Genomic DNA, 18124 nt, shown 5'->3' with positions numbered 1-18124 from the left:
GTTCAGGCCCCCCAGTGTGGAATGTGGTGGCTGCCCAGCGAGACGGCGACGTTCTTGGGCTCCAGGAACACCTCGTAGCTCCAGCTTCCGCCCTCGCGCCCGGTGCCGCTGCCCTTGGTGCCTCCAAACGGCTGGCGCAGGTCGCGCACGTTCTGGCTATTGACGAAGCACATGCCGGCCTCGATGCCGGCCGCCACGCGGTGGGCGCGGCCGATGTTCTCGGTCCACACATAGCTCGACAGGCCGTACTGCGTGTCATTGGCCAGGCGGATGGCCTCGGCCTCGTCCGCAAAGGGGATCAGGCAGGCCACGGGGCCGAAGATCTCGTCCTGCGCGATCTTCATGCGGTTGTCCACGTCGGCGAACACCGTGGGCCGCACGAAATTGCCCTGCTTCAGATGGGCCGGCAGGTCCGGCGCCTCCAGCCCGCCGCACAGCAGGGTGGCACCCTCCCTGGGGCCCAGCTCGATGTAGCTGCGCACCTTGGCCAGGTGGGCCGGGCTGATCATGGGACCGATGATGGTCTTGTCATCCATCGGGTCGCCCACGGGGATGCGGCGCGCGCGTGCGGCGAACTTCTCGGCGAAGTCGGCGTAGATCGACTTGTGCACCAGGATGCGGGAGCCCGCGGTGCAGCGCTCGCCGTTGTTGGAGAAGATCATGAACACTGCGGCATCGAGCGCACGGTCCAGGTCCGCATCATCGAAGATGACGAAGGGGCTCTTGCCACCGAGCTCCATGCTGAACTTCTTGAGGCCTGCCGCCTGCACGATGCGGTTGCCCGTGGCGGTGGAGCCGGTGAACGAGATGGCACGCACGTCGGGGTGGGCGCACAGCGGCTCGCCGGCCTCCTTGCCGAAGCCATGCACCACGTTGAGCACGCCGGCCGGGATGCCGGCTTCGAGCGCCAGCTCGCCCAGGCGCGCGGCCGTGAGCGGCGACAGCTCGCTCATCTTGAGCACCGCCGTGTTGCCGAAGGCCAGGGCTGGCGCCACCTTCCACGTGGAGGTCATGAACGGCACGTTCCACGGCGAGATCAGCGCGCACACGCCCACGGGGTGGAACAGCGTGTAGTTCAGGTGCGTGGGGGTCGGGTAGGTGTGGCCGTCCACGCGGGTACACATCTCGGCGAAGTAGTAGAAGTTGTCGGCCGCGCGCGGGATCAGCGCCTTGCCGGTCTGGGCGATGACCTGGCCGGTGTCGCGCGTTTCGGTGGCGGCGATCTGCGGCACCTCGGCGGCGATCAGGTCGCCGAGCTTGCGAATCAGCTTGGCGCGCTCGGGCGCGGGCAGGCCGGCCCAGGCGGGGAAGGCGTCCTTGGCGGCGGCCACGGCGGCATTCACCTCGGCCGCGCCGCCGCTGGCCACCTCGGCCAGCACCTCCTGGGTGGCGGGGTTCACGGTCTCGAAGTAGTCGCGGCCGGGCACGGCCTTGCCGGCGATCAGGTGGTCTATGCGCATGGGATCAGTCTCCAGAATGTCAGTTGCAGGGCTCAGAGCCCGAAAGCCTCATCGCCCACGATGGTGTTGACCAAACGGCCGATGCCGTCGATCTCGGTCACCACCTCGTCGCCCACATGGACGTTGACCACGCCCTCGGGCGTGCCGGTCAGGATCACGTCGCCCGCGCGCAGGGTCATGAAGCTGCTCAGGTAGGCGATCAGCTCCGGGATGTCGTTGACCATGTTGCCGGTGTGGCCCTGCTGGGTCACTTTGCCGTTGACCAGGGTGCGCAGCGCCAGGTCGTGCGGGTCGGGCACGTCGGCCGCGTCCACAAACCAGGGGCCGAGCACGGTGCAGGTGTCGCGGTTCTTCACGCGCAGGTTGGGGCGGTACCAGTTCTCCAGGTAGTCGCGGATGGCGTAGTCGTTGCACACGGTGTAGCCGGCCACATGCTGCAAGGCGTCGGCCCGCTGTACGTTGCGCGCCGTCTTGCCGATCACCACGGCCAGCTCGCACTCGTAGTGCATGAAGGCAACGCCCGCAGGGCGGCGGGTCTGGCCCTTGTGGCCGATCAGCGCGCCCGGGCCCTTGAGGAACACCAGGGGCTCGTCCTTGGCGGTGATGGTCAGTTCGCCCGACAGCTCCTTGAGATGGTCGGCATAGTTGAGCCCCAACGCAATGATGGTGCCGACCTCGAAGGGCGGCAGCCAGACCACGGCGTCTTCTGCCACCACCCGGCCATCGGCCAGGCGGATCTTTTCTCCGTGGGGCATGGCCTCATGGATGGCGCCTGCGCAGGCAACCCTGGCCTTCTTCATGGAAGAGCTCCTTCGGCAACGAAATGGTTGTCGAGCTGGCCCAGGCCGTCAATCTCGATACGGGTTCGCTGCCCGGCCCGCACGCGCGGCGCCCCGGCCGAGGCGCCCAGCAGCAGCACGTCGCCGGGCGAGAGGGTCATGAAGGCGCTGACCTCGGCCAGCAGCCGTGCCACGGGGCGAATGCGCCCGCCCGTGCTCGTCCCGTGTACCAGTGCGCCATCGGCATGGACCTGCACCGCGAGCGCATCGGGGTCGGCGATCTCGCTGCGCGGCACCATGCGGGGCCCGATGGGGCAAAAGCCGTCGCGCGCCTTGAAGCGGATCGAGGGGCGGTAGAACGAATCGTGCGGCACACTGATGTCGCCCACGATGGTGTAGCCGGCCACATGCTCCAACGCATGCCCCTCGGGCACGCGGCAGGCGGTGCGACCGATCACGATGCCCAGGCAGGCGCCGACCTCCAGTTCCGGCACATCCGCCGGGACCACGATGGCGTCGCCATGGCCGGCCAACGTATTGCGCGGCTTGATGTACAGAACCGGTGCGACCGGTGCGGTGTTGTAGGGCGGCTTGTGGGCGGCAGCCTCCATCGCGGCCTGGGCGGGTGCGTGGTTGAGCAAGGCGCCATAGACGACGCCGGACAGTCGAAAAGGCGCGACGTCGAACTCCATCCGGCATGGGGCGCGTTGCGGGGTCTGGTACATTGCTAACATGTGAGTAGTTTATTTACTAACATGCTAGTAAGTCAATGGACCGCCGGCTCCTTCTCGTTCGGGTTTGTACCGAGGGGTGTCGCGGCGGCTGTGACCTGCTCCCCTGCTTTCGAGGATGATTTCGCCCCATGGATTCCCCACCACCGCAACTGGTCCACCGCAACCTGCCGCTCCTGTTCCTGCAGGCACGCGAGAGCGTCTTTGCGCGCTTTCGGCCCATCCTGCATACGGTCGGCCTGACCGAGCAGCAATGGCGCGTGGTGCGCGCCCTGCTCGACCACGGGCCGCTGGAGCCGCGCCAGATCGGCGACATCTGCCGCCTGTCGAGCCCCAGCCTGGCCGGCATCCTCGCGCGCATGGCGGACCTGGGCCTGGTGCTGCGCGAGCGGCTGGAGCATGACCAGCGGCGGGTGATGGTGTCGGTAAGCCCCGAGGGCAAGGCGCTGGCGGCAAAGCTCGCGCCCACCATCGAGGCGACCTACCGCGCGCTGGAGGAGGAAATGGGGGTGGAGTTCATCGGGCAGCTGTACGCCACGCTCGATGCAGTCATCGCACGGCTCGGTGAAGCGCCTGCGGGTGACGAAGGCTGAGGAATGCGTGCGGTACGGATGCCCCACCGCGGGGGCATCCGCGCAGGGATCAGAGGTCCTGCGCCACGGGCGCCAACTGGCCCAGCATGAAGTTGATGAACGGCGGCACGCAGCCGACGTGGCTCGAAGGCACGGCGGTGCAGTCGGTCAGGGTCACGAGGTCGCCCGCGCCCTGGGCGCGCATGGCCTGCAGGGTGGTGACCGAGCTGCCATAGGGCACGGTGACGTCGTCGCGGCCATGGTACAGGCGCACGGGCACCTGGGGCTTCCAGTCATGCACGCTGCTCACGCGGGCCACGGCCTGCACGTCATCGGCCAGGAAGTTGTCGATGAACTGGTTGTCGAAGCTCACGTCGGCATCGCCGGGCAGCAGGGCGCGCAGCAGCAGGCGCCGCACCTCGCGCTGCACGCTGCCGCCCAGGTAGCGCAAAAAGCCGGGGTTGATCAGCGCGCCGATCACGGGCTCGCGATCGCGCACCACATTCACCAGCCCGTCGAGCGTGGCCTGCACGTTGTAGGGGCCCGCGCCCGTCACCACCATGCGCAGCGCCTGGCGCTCGGGTGCCGTACCGGCCTGCAGCGTGCGGTGGGCGGCCATGGTGGCGTAACCGCCCTCGGAGTAGCCGGTGAGGAACAGCTGGCCGTTGTCGGCCGCATTGCCCTGGCCGCGCCAGGTGCGCGCTGCGGTAAGCATGTCCAGCGTGGCTGCCGCCGTGGGGGCCGACAGCAGGTAGGGGTGGGGCGTGCCCTTGGAAACACCGTAGCCCACGTAATCGGGCGCCACGACGATGTAGCCCAGCGAGGCCATCACCACCGCCACCTCGGAGCCCACGGCGTTGTTGCTGGGCGCCTCGGCGCTCGTGAAGATGGTGCCATGCTGGTAGCCCAGCACGGGGCTGCGCGCACCCACGGCCTTGACGGGCACGCTGACCAGGCCCGAGGCGCGCACCTCGCGGCCCTGGGCGTCGGAGGTGATGTACTCCAGCCGGTAGGAGGTGACGGAGTAGCGCGGCACGATGCCCTGCACCTTGGAGGCGTCCTTGGCGAGGGCCTCGGTGATCTGGGCTGGCGTGATGGTGTTGAGCAGCGCGGCCGACTTGAGTTCGCCGGCCGTGGCGACCGGCGGCGGGGTCGTGTCACCGCCCCCGTCGCTCTTGCTGTCCCCGCCTCCGCAGGCGGTCAGCGAAACGGCCGCAGCCAGGAGAACGCTGCGCGACAGGAGCGCAGGGCGTGCAAGGGTAGGAAAGTGGAACAAGATGCTGCTTTCAGGTGTGATTTGTGAATGATAGTAAGGAACGGCCCGCCAGGCCTTGTCGGAAAACACGCCGTGGCGGTGTCGGACATGGCCCCTGGAACAGGGGCTTGGCCCGCAGAAAAGCCCAGGCCGTACGATTGGCCATAAAATCAGACTTTTCTGCGGCACTTGCTGGCACGTTTGCTATTGTTTTTGAAACACCAGGCTGCGCAGGTCACAGAGTCCTTCGCTGCGTCGAAGGCGCCCCACAATGCTTCCCTTTTTGCCGACCTAAGCTTTCCATGACGTATTGCGTCGCCATCAAACTCAATGCCGGGCTGGTTTTCCTGTCCGATTCCCGCACCAATGCGGGCCTGGACCAGATCAGCTCGTTCCGCAAGATGATGCTGTACGAGAAGGCGGGCGACCGCTTCATGGTGCTGCTGTCCGCCGGCAACCTGTCCATCTCGCAATCGGTGCGCGAGATCCTGCAGACCGAGCAGATCATCGACCGCGACGAGGAAGAGCCGATCACCATCTGGAATGCCAAGAGCATGTTCGACGCCGCGCGCGTGCTGGGTGCCGCCGTGCGCCATGTGCATGAACGCGATGGCGCGGCGCTCAAGCGCTCGGGCGTGGACTTCAACGTGTCCATGGTCTTCGGCGGCCAGATCAAGGGCGAGGGCATGCGCCTGTTCCAGGTGTACTCGGCCGGCAACTTCATCGAGGCCACGTCCGAGACGCCCTACTTCCAGGTCGGCGAGTCCAAGTACGGCAAGCCCGTGCTCGACCGCGTGCTCACGCCCGAAACCCCGCTGGACGAAGCCGCCAAGTGCGCCCTGGTGTCCATGGACAGCACGCTCAAGTCCAACCTCTCGGTGGGCCTGCCGCTCGATCTGGTGGTGTACGAGGTGGACCGCTTCGCCACCGACAAGATCATCTGCATCGACGAGCACAACCCCTACTTCCGCATGCTGCACGACAGCTGGGGCCAGAAGTTGCGCCAGGTGTTCGACAGCATCGAAGATCCCGCCTGGGGCGGCGGCGACACGAGCGTGCCCATCATGGTGAACCCGTCACGCAGCAAGCCGCTCAAGAAGATCACCAACCACCTGGACAAACTCATCTGAGGGTGCACGCACGCGGCTGGGCGCCGATCGCCCGGCGCACTCGCGCGCGCCCCGGACTTCCCGCCTTCCATGCTCCCGATCGTCTTCTCGCACGCCAACAGTTTCCCTGCGGGCACCTACCGCCTTCTCTTCAAGCTCCTGAGACAACGGGGCTTCGACATCAGCGCGGTGGAGCGTTACGGCCATGAGCCGCAGTACCCGGTGTCCAACAACTGGCCGCACCTGGTGCAGCACCTGGCGGACTTTGCCGGCGAGCAGGTGCAGCGGCTGGGCGAGCCGGTGTTTCTGGTGGGACATTCGCTGGGCGGGTTTCTGAGCGTGATGGCAGCGGCCCGCCACCCGCACCTGGTGCGCGGCGTGCTGCTCATCGACTCGCCGCTGATCGGTGGCTGGCGCGCCAATGCGCTGGACGTGGCCAAGCGCACCCAGGTGGTGGGCTCCATCTCGCCCGGCAAGGTCAGCCGCCAGCGGCGCTTTTCCTGGGCCAGCAACGACGAGGCGCTGGAACACTTTCGCCGCAAGAAGGCCTTTGCCCACTGGCACCCCGAGGTGTTGCGCGACTACATCACCCATGGCCTGGCGGACCAGGACGGCAAGCGCGTGCTGGGCTTCGACCGTGCGGTGGAGACCGCCATCTACAACACTCTGCCGCACAACCTGGGCCGCCTGCTGAGCCGGCACCCGCTGCAGTGCCCGGCCGCCTTCATTGGCGGGCGCGACTCCGAAGAAATGAAACAGGTGGGCATGGCCATGACGCTGCGCGTCACCGAAGGCCGCACCATGATGCTCGACGGCAGCCACCTGTTCCCCATGGAGCAGCCCCAGGCCACGGCCGCCGCCATCGAGGCTTCGCTGCTGAACCTGGTCGCCGTGGCGGCACGCAGCTAGTCACTTGTCGGACGGGGCTGCCAGGGCCCCGGGCACATGGAACGCCCCCTGAATGGGGGCTTCTCTAATCCTTCCTGTCTATTCACGGGTGCGCGCAATTGACGCCACAATGGTTGAACCGATAAATAGAGGGGGAAAAGCGCGCTGTTGGCGGATTCTCAGGACAAAAAAGCGGGGGATCTGTCGCAACAATCCCCTACACTGGGGTTTTGTAACAGCGTGTACACGTTTCATGCCTGCTTCCAATTCGCTGACCGTCCGTCTGCCGGTGCTGATCTTCGCGCTGGTATCCGCTTACCTGATCTACACCTCGATAGGGCCCGGTAAAGGCGTCACCCTGGCCATTGCCATCGCCTCGGTGCTGATGTTCGCCGCCACCTGGGCCAGTGCTGCCCGTTTGCTGGGCGCTGCGGCCGCGCTGCACTTTCTGGTGATTTCCGTCTCGCTGGGCTGGTTTGCCGAGCAGATGGGCAGCACCCACGGCTGGTTCTTCGGCAGCTACACCTACACAGACGTGCTGGGCCTGCGCTTCGTGGGCGTGCCGGTGGTCATCCCGATGATGTGGTTCGCGCTGACCTATGCGGGCTATGTGATCAGCAACCTCATCGTCTGGCAGGCACCGGTGGACGGCGCGCCCGGGGTGGGCAATGCGCTGTTCCTGTCGTTCCTGGCGGCCATGATCGTCACAGCCTTCGATCTGGGTGCCGACCCCTACCTGGTGTACGTACTCAAGGCCTGGATCATGACCAAGACCGACGGCGCCTGGTTCGGCGAAACCGTGCAGGGCTTCTTCGGCTGGGTCTTCGTGAGCTTCTGCATCCTCTGCGCCTTCCGCTTCTCCACGCGCAAGATGCCGCTCAAGGCGGGCTCGGTCAACTTCCTGCCGCGCCATGCCACCGTGCCGCTGGGCATCTACAGCGCCGGCATCGTGTTCCAGGTGTTCCTGGGACATCCGGTGGAAATCAAGTCCATCGCCCCGTTTGCCATGGGCATCCCCCTGCTGTGCGCCCTGGGTGGCCTGCAGCGCTGGCGCAACCAGCTGAAAGCCGCACAATGAGCCACAAGAACACGGAGCCCACCATCTCCGACGCGGCCCTGGCGTCCATGGAGCAGCACGCCGATCCGCTGGCCGACGACACCATCGCGGACATCCTGGGCCCATGGCCGCCTGGAATGCCCGCGGTGAATGCCCCCCAATGGGAGCGCATCGCCACCGTCAACCGCCTGTTCGGCGACTGGACCACCAATGCCAGCATCGATGGCTGGACGGCCACCGGCCCCGGTGTGGACGACACGCTGGCCACCGCCCTGCAGAACTACCTGGCCACAGGGCAGGCGCTGCCCGACTGGGCGGACGCCCGCAAGATCGAGCGCGCTGAAAAGATATTCTTCGACCACGGGGCGCTGTCGTGCATCCTGCTGTTCTGCGCCAGCCTGCCCGAGTGCTATGTGATCCCCGACCTGTCGAGCGTGCTGCACACCGCCGGCCAGCTGGAGCAGCACACGGAGTACCGTATCCGCTCCACGGCGGCCATGATCTTCCCGGTGATGATGCATGGCGGACTGACCCGCGGCGATGGCGCCGGCGTGGCGCAGATCCTCAAGGTGCGCCTGATCCATGCCACCATCCGCAACCTGATCATGCGCGGCAAGCCCGAATCGGCCATGAAGGACCTGCTGGCGCAGTTGAACATCGTCGGCGCAGGCCAGCTTGGTGCACTGCCGGGCCTGCCGCCCAAGCCCACCATGTACCAGGCGCTGTTTGCGCGCGGCTGGGACCTGGCCAACGACGGCCTGCCCTGCAACCAGGAAGAACTGGCCTACACGCTGCTCACCTTCGGCTATGTGTTCCTGCGCAGCATGCGCCGCCTGGGCATCGGCCTGCCGCCGCGCGACGAGGAGGCCTACCTGCACGCCTGGAACGTGGTCGGCCACATCCTGGGCATCGAGCGCGAACTGATGGTCGAAACCATGGACCAGGGCAAGGAACTGATGGCCCGCATGCAGGCCCGCGGCCGTGCCGAACCCGTGACCCCCGACCCCCGCCCGGGCCTGGGCCAGGCACTCATGGCCACCATGGCCAACTCCATCCCCTGGGACATCGCCAAGCCCTTCCCGCAGCTGATGACGCGCTTCCTGTGCGGGCGCGCCACGGCGGGCGACCTGGGCCTGACCCAGAGCGTGCCCTGGTCCTCGGCCCTGCTGTTCTGGGGTGTGCTGCTGGTGGCCCGGGTCATCGACTGGGTGCTGCGCCTGGTGCTGCCGCGCTTTTCCATCGTGCGCACGCTCACGCGCATCCTGGGCTACCACTTCATGAGCCGCGTGCTGATGAGCCAGACCCGGCCGCTGCAGCTGCCCAGCGAGCTGCTCAACCAGGTGGACGGAGTGGTACACAGCTGGAGCGATGACCCCCATGTGCCCCAATGGATCAACCGCATCGAGGACCGCCTGACCACGCACGGCACCTGGAGCCTGAAGCTGGCCGCCAGTGCCCGCCCGGCGGCCACGGCCTCCCAACCTGCAGCCACCGCGCAGGAGACAGCGTAGCCCCATGGCCCGCCACCCCACCGCTCCCCGCCGCACGTCGGCAGGACACGCGAGCCGGCCGCCTGCGTGGCGCGGCGCATGGCGGCGGTGGATGGCATGGCTGGCCCTGGTCCTGCTCTGGCCGGCGCTGGCAGCAGCGGCAGCACCGGCCGCTCAGCCGCTGGTGCTGGACGACCAACAGCCCTCAGTGAACGCCTGGTCCCATGTGCGCATGCTGCCCGACGCCAGCCGCTACCAGACAGTGCAGAACATGATCGGGCGCCTGCCCGAGTTCGCGCCCCCTACAGGGGCACAAGGAACCCTGGGCGTGCGCCAGGATGCGGTGTGGCTGCACGTGCCGCTGACGGTAGCCCAGGCACCGGCCCTCCCCTGGATCCTGAGCATCGACTACCCCGTGCTCAACGAGGTCGATGTCTACCTCACATCGCAGGGCGCGGTGGTCCAGCAGGCCCTGATGGGCAATCTGCGTCCCTTCTCCGATCGGCCGCTGCGCGGGCGCACGCCATCGATGATGTTGAACCTGCAGCCCGGCCAGCACTACGAGCTGCTGGTGCGCGTGCGCACCGGGGGTGCGATGATCGTGCCGCTGACAATCAGCAAGGCCCAGGTGCTCCTGCCGCTGGCCCTGCGCGAGCAGATGCTGCAGGGCCTGTTGGCCGGCCTGGCCCTGTGCCTGGTGGTCTACAGCCTGACCCAGTGGGCCAGCCAGCGTGAGAAGCTGTTCCTCTTCTACTCCCTGCTGGTCACGGGCAGCGCGGGCTTTTCGATCCAGTTCTTCGGCATCGGCAGCCAATTCCTGTGGAGCAACAACCATTGGATGGAGGTCCATGCCGCCAGCTCCGCCGGGCTGCTGGCCCTGGGGGCTTCGTTCCTGTTCATGGGCTATGCGCTGGCGGGCGACAATCCGCGCAGCCGCTTCCTGCGCATCATGCAGGGCGGGGCCACGCTGTGCGGCCTGGTGGGCATCGCCTTTCTCACCGACCTGATCGACACCCGGCAAGCCACCGCCTTCCTGAGCGTCTTCGGCCCGCTGCCCTCGCTCATCAGCCTGCCGCTGGCCTTGAAGCGGGTGCGCCAAGGCGACACCGTGAGCACGACGCTGCTGGCCGCCTGGATCGCCTACTTCGTTGCGGCCGCCGTGATGGTGGGCCTGGTGCAGGGCTGGGCCCCGCTGTCGTTTTGGACCCTGCATTCCTTCCAGATCGGCGCCACGGTGGACATGCTGCTCTTCCTGCGCGTGCTGGCCCTGCGCACCGACGCGCTGCGCACCGCCACCGACGATGCCCTGCGCGAGCGCGACGCCATGCGGGCCCTGGCCTATACCGACGCGCTCACGGGACTGCCCAACCGGCGCGGCCTGCAACTGGCCCTGAACTCGGCCATCTCCCTGTGCGCGCCCAACCGCCTGGTGGCGGTGTACCTGCTGGACCTCGATGGCTTCAAGCCCATCAACGATCTGCACGGCCATGACGTGGGCGACGACCTGCTGGTGGCCGTGAGTCACCGGCTGCAGGACCACGTGCGCCGCAAGACGGACGTTGTCGCGCGCCTGGGTGGCGACGAATTCATCATCATGGCCGCCGACCTGGTCCGCGCCGAGCAGGCCGAGGACCTGGGCAATGCGCTGCTGCACGCGTTCCGTGAGCCGTTCGTGATGAGCCATCTGCAGATGCATGTGGGCCTGACCATCGGCTATGCACTGGCCCCCATCGATGCCGCCGAGCCCCGCGAGCTGATCCGCCTGGCCGACGCCGCCATGTACAAGGGCAAGCAAAACGGCAAGCACTGCCTGGTCCGCAACGAAGCCAGCGTGGCGCTGCCAGCCTGATCCCCATGCGCCTGACGAGCCCCGCCCCCCTGCTCGGCATGCTTTGTGCACGTGTCCCGCATTCCGAAGGCATACTGGGTAGCCACCGCCTACCAAACGGCCCTACAGGCCTGCCGCCACCGCGCATGCACCCAGCCCCCTGACAACCATGTCCAGCGCTTCGTCCCCCTGCATTGCCGATGCCTGGCACCGGCTGCCACCGCCACCCCGATGGCGCAAGGCAGGGCCTGGGCATCTGGCCACCTCTGGGGCGGCCCATCGATGAGTGTGCTGCACCGTTTCATGCGTTCGGTGGCCCGCCACGCGGCGGTGGCCGCCGTGGCGGCGCTGTGCCTGCTCATGCTCCCGGCACTGCCCGTGCACGCGGCCACGCCGCTCGTGCTCAGCCCCGACGCCCAGAGCCTGGACGCCTGGAAGGTGATCACGGTGCAGGCCGATGCCTCGCGTGAGCTCACGGTCCAGGACATGCTGGGGAGGCTCGACCGGTTCGATGAGCCGGCCCGTCGCGGCGGCGCGCTGGGCCTGCGCCCGGAGGCCATGTGGCTGCATTTCCCCTTGGTCACGCCCGCCACCTTCTCCAACCAGTGGATCGTCAACATCGATTACAGCTCCCTGCTGGAGGTGGACTTTTACCTGACCCGGGACGGCGAGGTGCTCCAGCACTCCCTGCAGGGCTACCAACGCGCGCCTGGCAAGGAGGCCGGCGCCAGCCGGACTCCGGCCATGGCACTTGACTTGCAGCCGGGGCAGCACTACGACGTCCTGATCCGCGTGCGCACCCTGGGGCCAATGACCCTTCCCATCACGGTCAGCGAAATGCCCCACCGGCTGAAATTGGCGCTGCGCGAGCAGATGCTGCAAGGCCTGCTCAACGGACTGGCCTTCTGGCTGCTGCTGTACAGCCTGCTGCAGTGGGTAGGGCAACGTGACCGCCTGTTCGCCTACTACGCGCTGGTGGTGTTCGGCAGCGCGACGTTCTCCCTGCAGTTCTTCGGCATCGGCGTGCAGTTCCTGTGGCCTGGCAATGCCTGGATGGAGGGGCACTCGGCCATCATCGCGGGGTTGCTGGCGCTGGCGGGCTCTTTCCTCTTCCTGGGCCATGCGCTGGCGAGCGACGCACCGCGAGGCCGGTATGCGCGCACCATGCAGGGCTGCGCCGTGATCACAATCCTGGTGTGCCTGGCCTTCCTCCTCGACGTGCTGAGCGTGCGGACGGCGAACGTCTACATGGCCCTTTTCGGTCTGCTGCCCACGGTGCTGAGCATTCCTGCTGCACTGCGCCAGGCGCGCCACGGTAACCCTGTCGGCGGCACGCTGCTGGTGGCCTGGACCGTGTATGCCGTCGGTGCCGGCACCATCGGTGCACTGAGCCAAGGACTGGTGCCCGCAAACTTCTGGACCCTGCACGCCTTCCAGTTCGGAGCCACGGTGGACATGCTGCTCTTCCTGCGCGTGCTGGGGCTGCGCTCGGAAGCATTGCGCAAGGCCACGCTCGATGCCCTGCGCGAGCGCGATGCCATGCGCTCGCTGGCCCACACCGACCCGCTCACCGGCCTGCCCAACCGCCGCGGCATGCAGATCGCGCTGAACTCTGCACTCCAGCAATGCGCGCCCGACCGCATGGTGGCGGTGTTCCTGCTGGACCTGGACGGTTTCAAGCCCGTCAACGACATGCATGGCCATGACGTGGGCGATGACCTGCTGGTGGCGGTGGGCAACCGGCTGCGAGACAACGTGCGGCGCCAGACCGACGTGGTGGCGCGCCCTGGTGGCGACGAGTTCATCATCCTGGCCCCCGAGCTCGCCCGGCCCGAACAGGCCCGGGAGATCGGCGAAGGCCTGCTGCATGCGTTCCGCGAGCCGTTCACGCTGCGCAACCTGCGCGTGCATGTAGGCCTGACCATCGGCTACGTGGTAGCCCCCTTCGACGGCAAGGATGTGCGCGAACTCATCGCCAAGGCCGACGCCGCCATGTACAGGGGCAAGCAGGCCGGCAAGCACTGCCTGCTGCGCGGTGACGGCCCCATGGCACTCGCATCCTGACCATGCAAGCCGTCGCACACCGCCCATCCACCCACCCGCTGCCCGCATTGCGCAGGTTCTGGCTGGTCGCGGCATGCTTGCTGCTGGGCATGCTGGCGGGCGCCGGCAAGGCCCATTCGGCAGAGCCCCTGGTGCTGCACGACAGCAAGGCATCCGTGGAGCTGTGGCCTGCAGTCCGAATGCTCTCGGACCCCACGCTCAAGCTGGGACTGGAAGAAGTGCTGGCGCGCGCGGGTGATTTCGTGGCACCCCCATCCAAGGGCGCCACGCTGGGTGTGCGCTCGGACGCCATCTGGCTGCGCGCCCCGCTGCTGGTGCACCTCACTTCCGACGGGCGCTGGACACTGGACGTCAACCACCCGGACCTCAACCGCATCGACGTCTACGTGCTCAGTGCCGGCCATGTGACCAAGCACGTGGTTCTGGGCAGCCTGCAGCCTTATTCGGAGCGCCCGTTGCAAAGCCGCTCACATGCGGTAGCGCTCGAATTTTTGCCCGGCCAGCAGTACGAGTTGCTGATGCGCGTGGAAACCCGGGCGGCCATGATCCTGCCGATCACGCTCAACAAATCGTCGGCCATGCTCGCCACGGCGGTGGACGAGCAGATGCTGCAGGGCGTGCTCACGGGCCTGGCGCTGTGCCTGCTGATCTACAGCCTGGCCCAGTGGACCAGCCTGCGCGAGCCGCTGTTCATCTTCTATGCGATGCTGATCACGGGCAGCCTGATGTTCTCGCTGCACCTGTTCGGCATCGGCCGGCAATACCTGTGGAGCAACAGCCTGTGGTTCACCGAGCATGCCGCGGGGCTGTCGGCCCTGCTGGCGACCTGTGGGTCGTTTCTGTTCATCAGCCAGGCACTTGCCGGCGACCAGCCCAAGAGCCGCTTCCTGCGCACCATGCGCGGTGGCGCTGCACTGTGCGTGCTGCTCGGCCTGGCCTACAGCCTGGACGTGCTGAGCACGCGCGCCATTGCCGCGATCGTGAGCATCCTGGGCCTGGTGCCCGCGCTCATGGGCATCCCTGGCGCGGTGCGCAAGGCCATCGCAGGCGACGGGGTGGGCACCAGCCTGCTGGCGGCCTGGCTGATCTATTTCGTGACCACGGCCGTCATGATCGGCGTCATCAACGGCTGGGTGCCGGTCAATTTCTGGACGCTGCACTCTTTCCAGTTCGGCGCCACCATCGACATGCTGTTGTTCATGCGCGTGCTAGGCCTGCGCACGCACGCCCTGCAGTTGGAGGCCCTGCATGCCAACCGCGAGCGCGATGCCATGCACTCGCTGGCCCACACCGACCCGCTCACCGGCCTGCCCAACCGCCGGGGGCTGAACATGGCCCTGGCCGCCGCCCTGCCCCGCTGCAGCAAGAGCGAGCTGCTGGCGGTCTACATGATGGACCTCGATGGCTTCAAGCCCGTGAACGACCAGCACGGCCACGATGTCGGCGACGAGCTGCTGGTGGCCGTCACACGCCGCCTGCAGGGCCATGTGCGGCAAAGCGACGTGGTCGCGCGCCTGGGCGGCGATGAATTCGTGGTGATGGCCGGGCACCTGGGAAGCCCCCAGCAGGCGCAGGAGCTGGGGCTCAAGCTGCTCGATGCCTTTCGCCTGCCCTTTTCGCTGGGGAGCATCCAGGTCCATGTGGGCCTGACCGTCGGCTATGCCATTGCCCCCAACGACAGCAGCGATGCCGCCGGGCTGCTCAAGCTCGCGGACGCGGCCATGTACAGCGGCAAGCAGAGCGGCAAGTTCTGCCTGCGCCGCAATACCGGGGACCTGGCACTTTCGTCGGCATAGGCAGCCGCGCCGGGGCGCATGGCACCTGGGGAATCCATTGCTGGTCAAATGGTGCGCGTTCCGTTACACAGGAGGCCTCGCAACTTCCCAACGGACCCTGTGCCATGGCCCATCGCAAAAGTCCCGCCCGCATTGCCAAAGCTGCGCGTGTCGCGCAATTCCATGCCCTTGCCGCCTCGGCAGCCGATGCGGCGGGGGACACCGGCGAGACATCCGACACCGCGATCGCGCTGGAATCGCTGGCCCATCTGGAGCACATGCTGGTGGGCCGGGTGGTGCTGCCGTCGAGCCCCACCTACGACGAGGACCGCCAGGAATCGAACCCCGCCTTCCAGTCGTTTCCCAAGATCATCGTCTACTGCGCGGTCGAGAACGACGTGCTCGAATGCCTGGCCGTGGCGCGCAAGTACAAGGTGCCCGTGGCCGTGCGCTGCGGCGGGCACAGCACGGCCGGCTACTCGGTCAACAACGGCATGGTGATCGACCTGAGCGACATCAAGGGCGTGGTGCTGGACCCGCCGAACCAGCGCGTGTACGTGCGGCCCGGCACCGACTTCGACCACTTCAACGGGGCCATGAACCACACCGGCTGGCACGTGCCCACCGGCGCCTGCGGCAGCGTGTGCGTTGGCGGCTTCGTGCAGGGCGGGGGCTACGGCTATACCTCGCGGCGCTACGGCATCCAGAGCGACATGGTGGAATCCCTGCGCGTGGCACTGGCCGACGGCAGCATCGTCACGGCCAGCGAAAGCGAAAACCCGCTGCTGTACTGGTCCATGCGTGGCGGCACGGGCGGCAACTTCGGCGTGCTGCTGCAGGTCACCTACAGCATGGTGCCGCTGGACACGGTGTGGGCCTGGTCCATCGGCTGGGACATGTCAGAGGCCGCCAACGTGCTGACCATGATGCAGCAGCGTTACATGCAGAGCGGTGCGCCCGACGCCCTGGGCTACATGATGAACCTGGGCTACTACGGCGGCAAGCCGGTGGCCATGGTGCAGGGCATGTTCTGCGGCACGCGCGAGGCCGGAATGCATGCGATTGCCTCCTTGATGGCCATCCCCAGCGCCCAGTTGCTGGTGGACCAGACTGGCACCTACCCGGACATGAACATCTGGCTTGAAGACCACCCCTATTCACTGCCCGACAACCTGCCCGACGGCATTGCCGAGAGCAAGGCCTCGGGCTACATCAGCCGCCCGCTCACCACGGCGGACTGGCAGTCCATCATCGACTACTTCCTCACCTCGCCCAACCAGTGGTCGCTGGCCTACCTGGAGCCCTACGGCGGCGCCATCAACCGCTACCCCATCGAGGCCAGCGCCTTCATCCACCGCCGCGTGGACGCCGACCTGGTGGTGGACGTGTTCTGGCGCAATCCGGCAGAGCGCGCACAGACCGAAGCCTGGCTGGCCGGTTTCATGAAGCTGGTGCAACCCTTCCTGAACGGGCATGTGTACCAGAACTACCCCGATGCCAGCCTGCAGGATTTCGAAACCGCCTACTTCGGCCCAGCCTACCCTACCCTGCAGCAGGCCAAGCAGGAATACGACCCGACCAATTTCTTCAAATTCCAGCAGAGCATTCGCCTGCCGAGGAAGGAAGAGTAGCCCAGCCACGCCCTGAGATGCCCGCAGCAGGGCGGGCCTCCAGGAGCATGCTTCATCAGGTCTGCTGCAGCTCCCGTTGCGCGTAGTGCAGCCGCCCCTTGCCCGCGCGCTTGGCGGCGTACATCGCCTGGTCGGCGCGGTTCATGAGGGCATCGGTCTCCCCTTCCAGCGGGGGATGCACCGCCACGCCGATGCTGGCACCGATGCGCAGCTCGCGGCCCTCCACCCACATGGGTTCCTGTAGCGCGTCGAGGATGCGCTGTCCGATGCCATCGGTCACGTCGCGCGTGACCTCGCGGTCGAGCATGACCAGGAACTCGTCGCCGCCCAGTCGGGCGATGGTGTCGCCCGCCCGCACCATGGAAGAGAGCCGCTGGGCTACCGTGCGCAACACTTCGTCCCCTGTCCGGTGGCCTTCCGTGTCGTTGACGCGCTTGAAGCCGTCGAGGTCGATGAACAGCAGCGCTACCGAGCCTGCGCTGTGGCGCACCTGGGCCAGCGATTGTTCGAGGCGGCTGTGGAAGGCCGCGCGGTTGTACAGGCCCGTCAGTGAATCGTGGTTGGCCAGGTACTGCTGCTGGCGCGCGATCTGTATCTTGGCCGAGACATCCTGCACCAGGGCCATGATGGAGGTCACCCGCCCCTCGGCATCGGTCAGCGCGGAGTTGAACCACTCACAATGCACCTCGGAGCCATCCTGGCGCGTGAAGGAGGTCTCTGCCCGGTTCTGCGCCTCCTGGCCTTCCTGCAGGCGCTGCAGAGCCTCGTGCAGGCCTTCGTCCGAGGTGTGACCCAGCAACTGGGTGAGTGATCGCCCCTCCAGGTGCGCCACGGGGAGCCAGCCCATCAGTTGAACCGCCCGCTGCGAGCAGTGCAGCAGGCGCAGGTCCTGGTCCATCTCCAGCACCGCCAGGGGGCTGTTTTCCATGTGCGACGACAGCCGCTGGTTGGCGGCACGCAAGGCGTTCATGGTGACCTGCAGCTCATGCACGTCGAGCGCGGTGGTGATGAAGCCGTCGATGACGCCATTGCGGGCTGGCCAGGGCGTCAGGCAGATCGTGCGCCATTCGTCGAAGCCGTACGGGGTGCGCAGCAGGCGCTGGTACTGCACCCGCTCACCACTGAGCACGCGCTCGACAAAGGGCATGAAGCGCGCCGCATCGCTTTCACCGTAGAGGTCGATGATGGTCTTGCCCACGAGGCGCTCGGGCGTGCTGCCGAACCAGCGCGCGTACTCCTCGTTCACATAGACCATCTGCAGGCCCCGGTCCACCGCGGCCAGGGTAGCGCCCGCACTCTTCGTGATCAGCTCAAGCAACTCCTCCTTGGACCAGTCGGTGTGCCTGGCACGGCGGCGAAATCTTTCTGGCTCATCTGGCGTCATGTGGCGAAAGTCCCGGGGGCAAGGATCATCTGTAGGCCAAGCGAAGGCACGGTAGGCGCTGGCAGACAGCGCAACCACAAGTTACAGCTTATCACCTTAGC

14 protein-coding genes are annotated in these 18124 nt (G+C 67.0%); 9 read left to right on the top strand and 5 right to left on the bottom strand.

The annotated features are described in order from the left end of the window. Window positions 1–2: 2 nt before the first annotated feature. From hpaE to AC0IZS_RS16990, 3 genes are read right to left on the bottom strand one after another with little or no spacing between them, the layout of a single operon-like run. Entirely contained in the window at window positions 3–1460 is a 1458-nt protein-coding gene (gene hpaE / locus AC0IZS_RS17000) for a 5-carboxymethyl-2-hydroxymuconate semialdehyde dehydrogenase (RefSeq protein ID WP_471636678.1), read from the bottom strand. A gap of 32 nt (window positions 1461–1492) precedes the next feature. Continuing rightward, entirely contained in the window at window positions 1493–2260 is a 768-nt protein-coding gene (locus AC0IZS_RS16995) for a fumarylacetoacetate hydrolase family protein (protein ID WP_471636677.1), read from the bottom strand. Then, window positions 2257–2931, bottom strand: coding sequence for a fumarylacetoacetate hydrolase family protein (locus AC0IZS_RS16990; protein ID WP_471636676.1), 675 nt, complete (start codon window positions 2929–2931; stop codon window positions 2257–2259). The genes AC0IZS_RS16995 and AC0IZS_RS16990 overlap by 4 nt, the downstream gene beginning before the upstream one ends. Before the next feature lie 170 nt (window positions 2932–3101). Between AC0IZS_RS16990 and hpaR the strand changes: the two genes are divergently transcribed. Further along, window positions 3102–3563, top strand: a complete 462-nt coding sequence (gene hpaR, locus AC0IZS_RS16985) for a homoprotocatechuate degradation operon regulator HpaR (RefSeq protein WP_471636675.1) — start codon at window positions 3102–3104, stop codon at window positions 3561–3563. A gap of 49 nt (window positions 3564–3612) precedes the next feature. On the opposite strand, the gene AC0IZS_RS16980 is transcribed toward hpaR, so the two are convergent. Next, on the bottom strand, window positions 3613–4818 hold the full coding sequence (locus AC0IZS_RS16980) for an alpha/beta hydrolase family protein (RefSeq protein ID WP_471636674.1): 1206 nt from the start codon (window positions 4816–4818) through the stop codon (window positions 3613–3615). Between the two features lie 281 nt (window positions 4819–5099). Here AC0IZS_RS16980 and AC0IZS_RS16975 point away from each other — a divergent pair, with 281 nt between their 5' ends. The 8 genes from AC0IZS_RS16975 to AC0IZS_RS16940 all read left to right on the top strand — a co-directional run bounded on the left by AC0IZS_RS16975 (window position 5100) and on the right by AC0IZS_RS16940 (window position 16639). After that, the gene (locus tag AC0IZS_RS16975) at window positions 5100–5927 is read left to right on the top strand and encodes a proteasome-type protease (protein WP_471636673.1); all 828 of its coding nucleotides are present in this window, start codon (window positions 5100–5102) and stop codon (window positions 5925–5927) included. Between the two features lie 69 nt (window positions 5928–5996). Next, window positions 5997–6815, top strand: a complete 819-nt coding sequence (locus AC0IZS_RS16970) for an alpha/beta fold hydrolase (RefSeq protein WP_471636672.1) — start codon at window positions 5997–5999, stop codon at window positions 6813–6815. A 232-nt stretch (window positions 6816–7047) separates the two neighbouring features. Further along, complete coding sequence (locus AC0IZS_RS16965) at window positions 7048–7872, top strand: carotenoid biosynthesis protein (protein ID WP_471636671.1); 825 nt, start codon at window positions 7048–7050, stop codon at window positions 7870–7872. Further along, the gene (locus AC0IZS_RS16960; protein ID WP_471636670.1) at window positions 7869–9362 is read left to right on the top strand and encodes an oxygenase MpaB family protein; all 1494 of its coding nucleotides are present in this window, start codon (window positions 7869–7871) and stop codon (window positions 9360–9362) included. The genes AC0IZS_RS16965 and AC0IZS_RS16960 overlap by 4 nt, the downstream gene beginning before the upstream one ends. A 91-nt stretch (window positions 9363–9453) precedes the next feature. Further along, window positions 9454–11190, top strand: coding sequence for a diguanylate cyclase domain-containing protein (locus AC0IZS_RS16955; protein WP_471636669.1), 1737 nt, complete (start codon window positions 9454–9456; stop codon window positions 11188–11190). Window positions 11191–11472: 282 nt separating this feature from the next. After that, the gene (locus tag AC0IZS_RS16950; protein ID WP_471636668.1) at window positions 11473–13233 is read left to right on the top strand and encodes a diguanylate cyclase domain-containing protein; all 1761 of its coding nucleotides are present in this window, start codon (window positions 11473–11475) and stop codon (window positions 13231–13233) included. Between the two features lie 2 nt (window positions 13234–13235). After that, on the top strand, window positions 13236–15029 hold the full coding sequence (locus AC0IZS_RS16945; RefSeq protein ID WP_471636667.1) for a diguanylate cyclase domain-containing protein: 1794 nt from the start codon (window positions 13236–13238) through the stop codon (window positions 15027–15029). A gap of 104 nt (window positions 15030–15133) precedes the next feature. After that, entirely contained in the window at window positions 15134–16639 is a 1506-nt protein-coding gene (locus AC0IZS_RS16940) for an FAD-binding oxidoreductase (RefSeq protein WP_471636666.1), read from the top strand. Between the two features lie 55 nt (window positions 16640–16694). Here the strand turns inward: AC0IZS_RS16940 and AC0IZS_RS16935 are convergent, their stop codons facing one another. Further along, window positions 16695–18023 (bottom strand): diguanylate cyclase domain-containing protein, encoded by a 1329-nt coding sequence (locus tag AC0IZS_RS16935; RefSeq protein ID WP_471636665.1) that lies wholly within the window; start codon window positions 18021–18023, stop codon window positions 16695–16697. Window positions 18024–18124 lie beyond the last annotated feature (101 nt).

It is taken from the genome of Acidovorax sp. AC410 (assembly GCF_979253235.1).
Note: the sequence above shows the minus strand (reverse complement) of the source record. Positions and strands in the feature narration are given on the sequence as shown.

Coding starts and splice junctions, on each gene's coding strand:
- hpaE (WP_471636678.1), bottom strand. CDS start 1,460: ATGCGCATAGACCACCTGATCGCCGGCAAGGCCGTGCCCGGCCGCGAC.
- AC0IZS_RS16995 (WP_471636677.1), bottom strand. CDS start 2,260: ATGAAGAAGGCCAGGGTTGCCTGCGCAGGCGCCATCCATGAGGCCATG.
- AC0IZS_RS16990 (WP_471636676.1), bottom strand. CDS start 2,931: ATGGAGTTCGACGTCGCGCCTTTTCGACTGTCCGGCGTCGTCTATGGC.
- hpaR (WP_471636675.1), top strand. CDS start 3,102: ATGGATTCCCCACCACCGCAACTGGTCCACCGCAACCTGCCGCTCCTG.
- AC0IZS_RS16975 (WP_471636673.1), top strand. CDS start 5,100: ATGACGTATTGCGTCGCCATCAAACTCAATGCCGGGCTGGTTTTCCTG.
- AC0IZS_RS16970 (WP_471636672.1), top strand. CDS start 5,997: ATGCTCCCGATCGTCTTCTCGCACGCCAACAGTTTCCCTGCGGGCACC.
- AC0IZS_RS16965 (WP_471636671.1), top strand. CDS start 7,048: ATGCCTGCTTCCAATTCGCTGACCGTCCGTCTGCCGGTGCTGATCTTC.
- AC0IZS_RS16960 (WP_471636670.1), top strand. CDS start 7,869: ATGAGCCACAAGAACACGGAGCCCACCATCTCCGACGCGGCCCTGGCG.
- AC0IZS_RS16955 (WP_471636669.1), top strand. CDS start 9,454: ATGGCATGGCTGGCCCTGGTCCTGCTCTGGCCGGCGCTGGCAGCAGCG.
- AC0IZS_RS16950 (WP_471636668.1), top strand. CDS start 11,473: ATGCGTTCGGTGGCCCGCCACGCGGCGGTGGCCGCCGTGGCGGCGCTG.
- AC0IZS_RS16945 (WP_471636667.1), top strand. CDS start 13,236: ATGCAAGCCGTCGCACACCGCCCATCCACCCACCCGCTGCCCGCATTG.
- AC0IZS_RS16940 (WP_471636666.1), top strand. CDS start 15,134: ATGGCCCATCGCAAAAGTCCCGCCCGCATTGCCAAAGCTGCGCGTGTC.
- AC0IZS_RS16935 (WP_471636665.1), bottom strand. CDS start 18,023: ATGACGCCAGATGAGCCAGAAAGATTTCGCCGCCGTGCCAGGCACACC.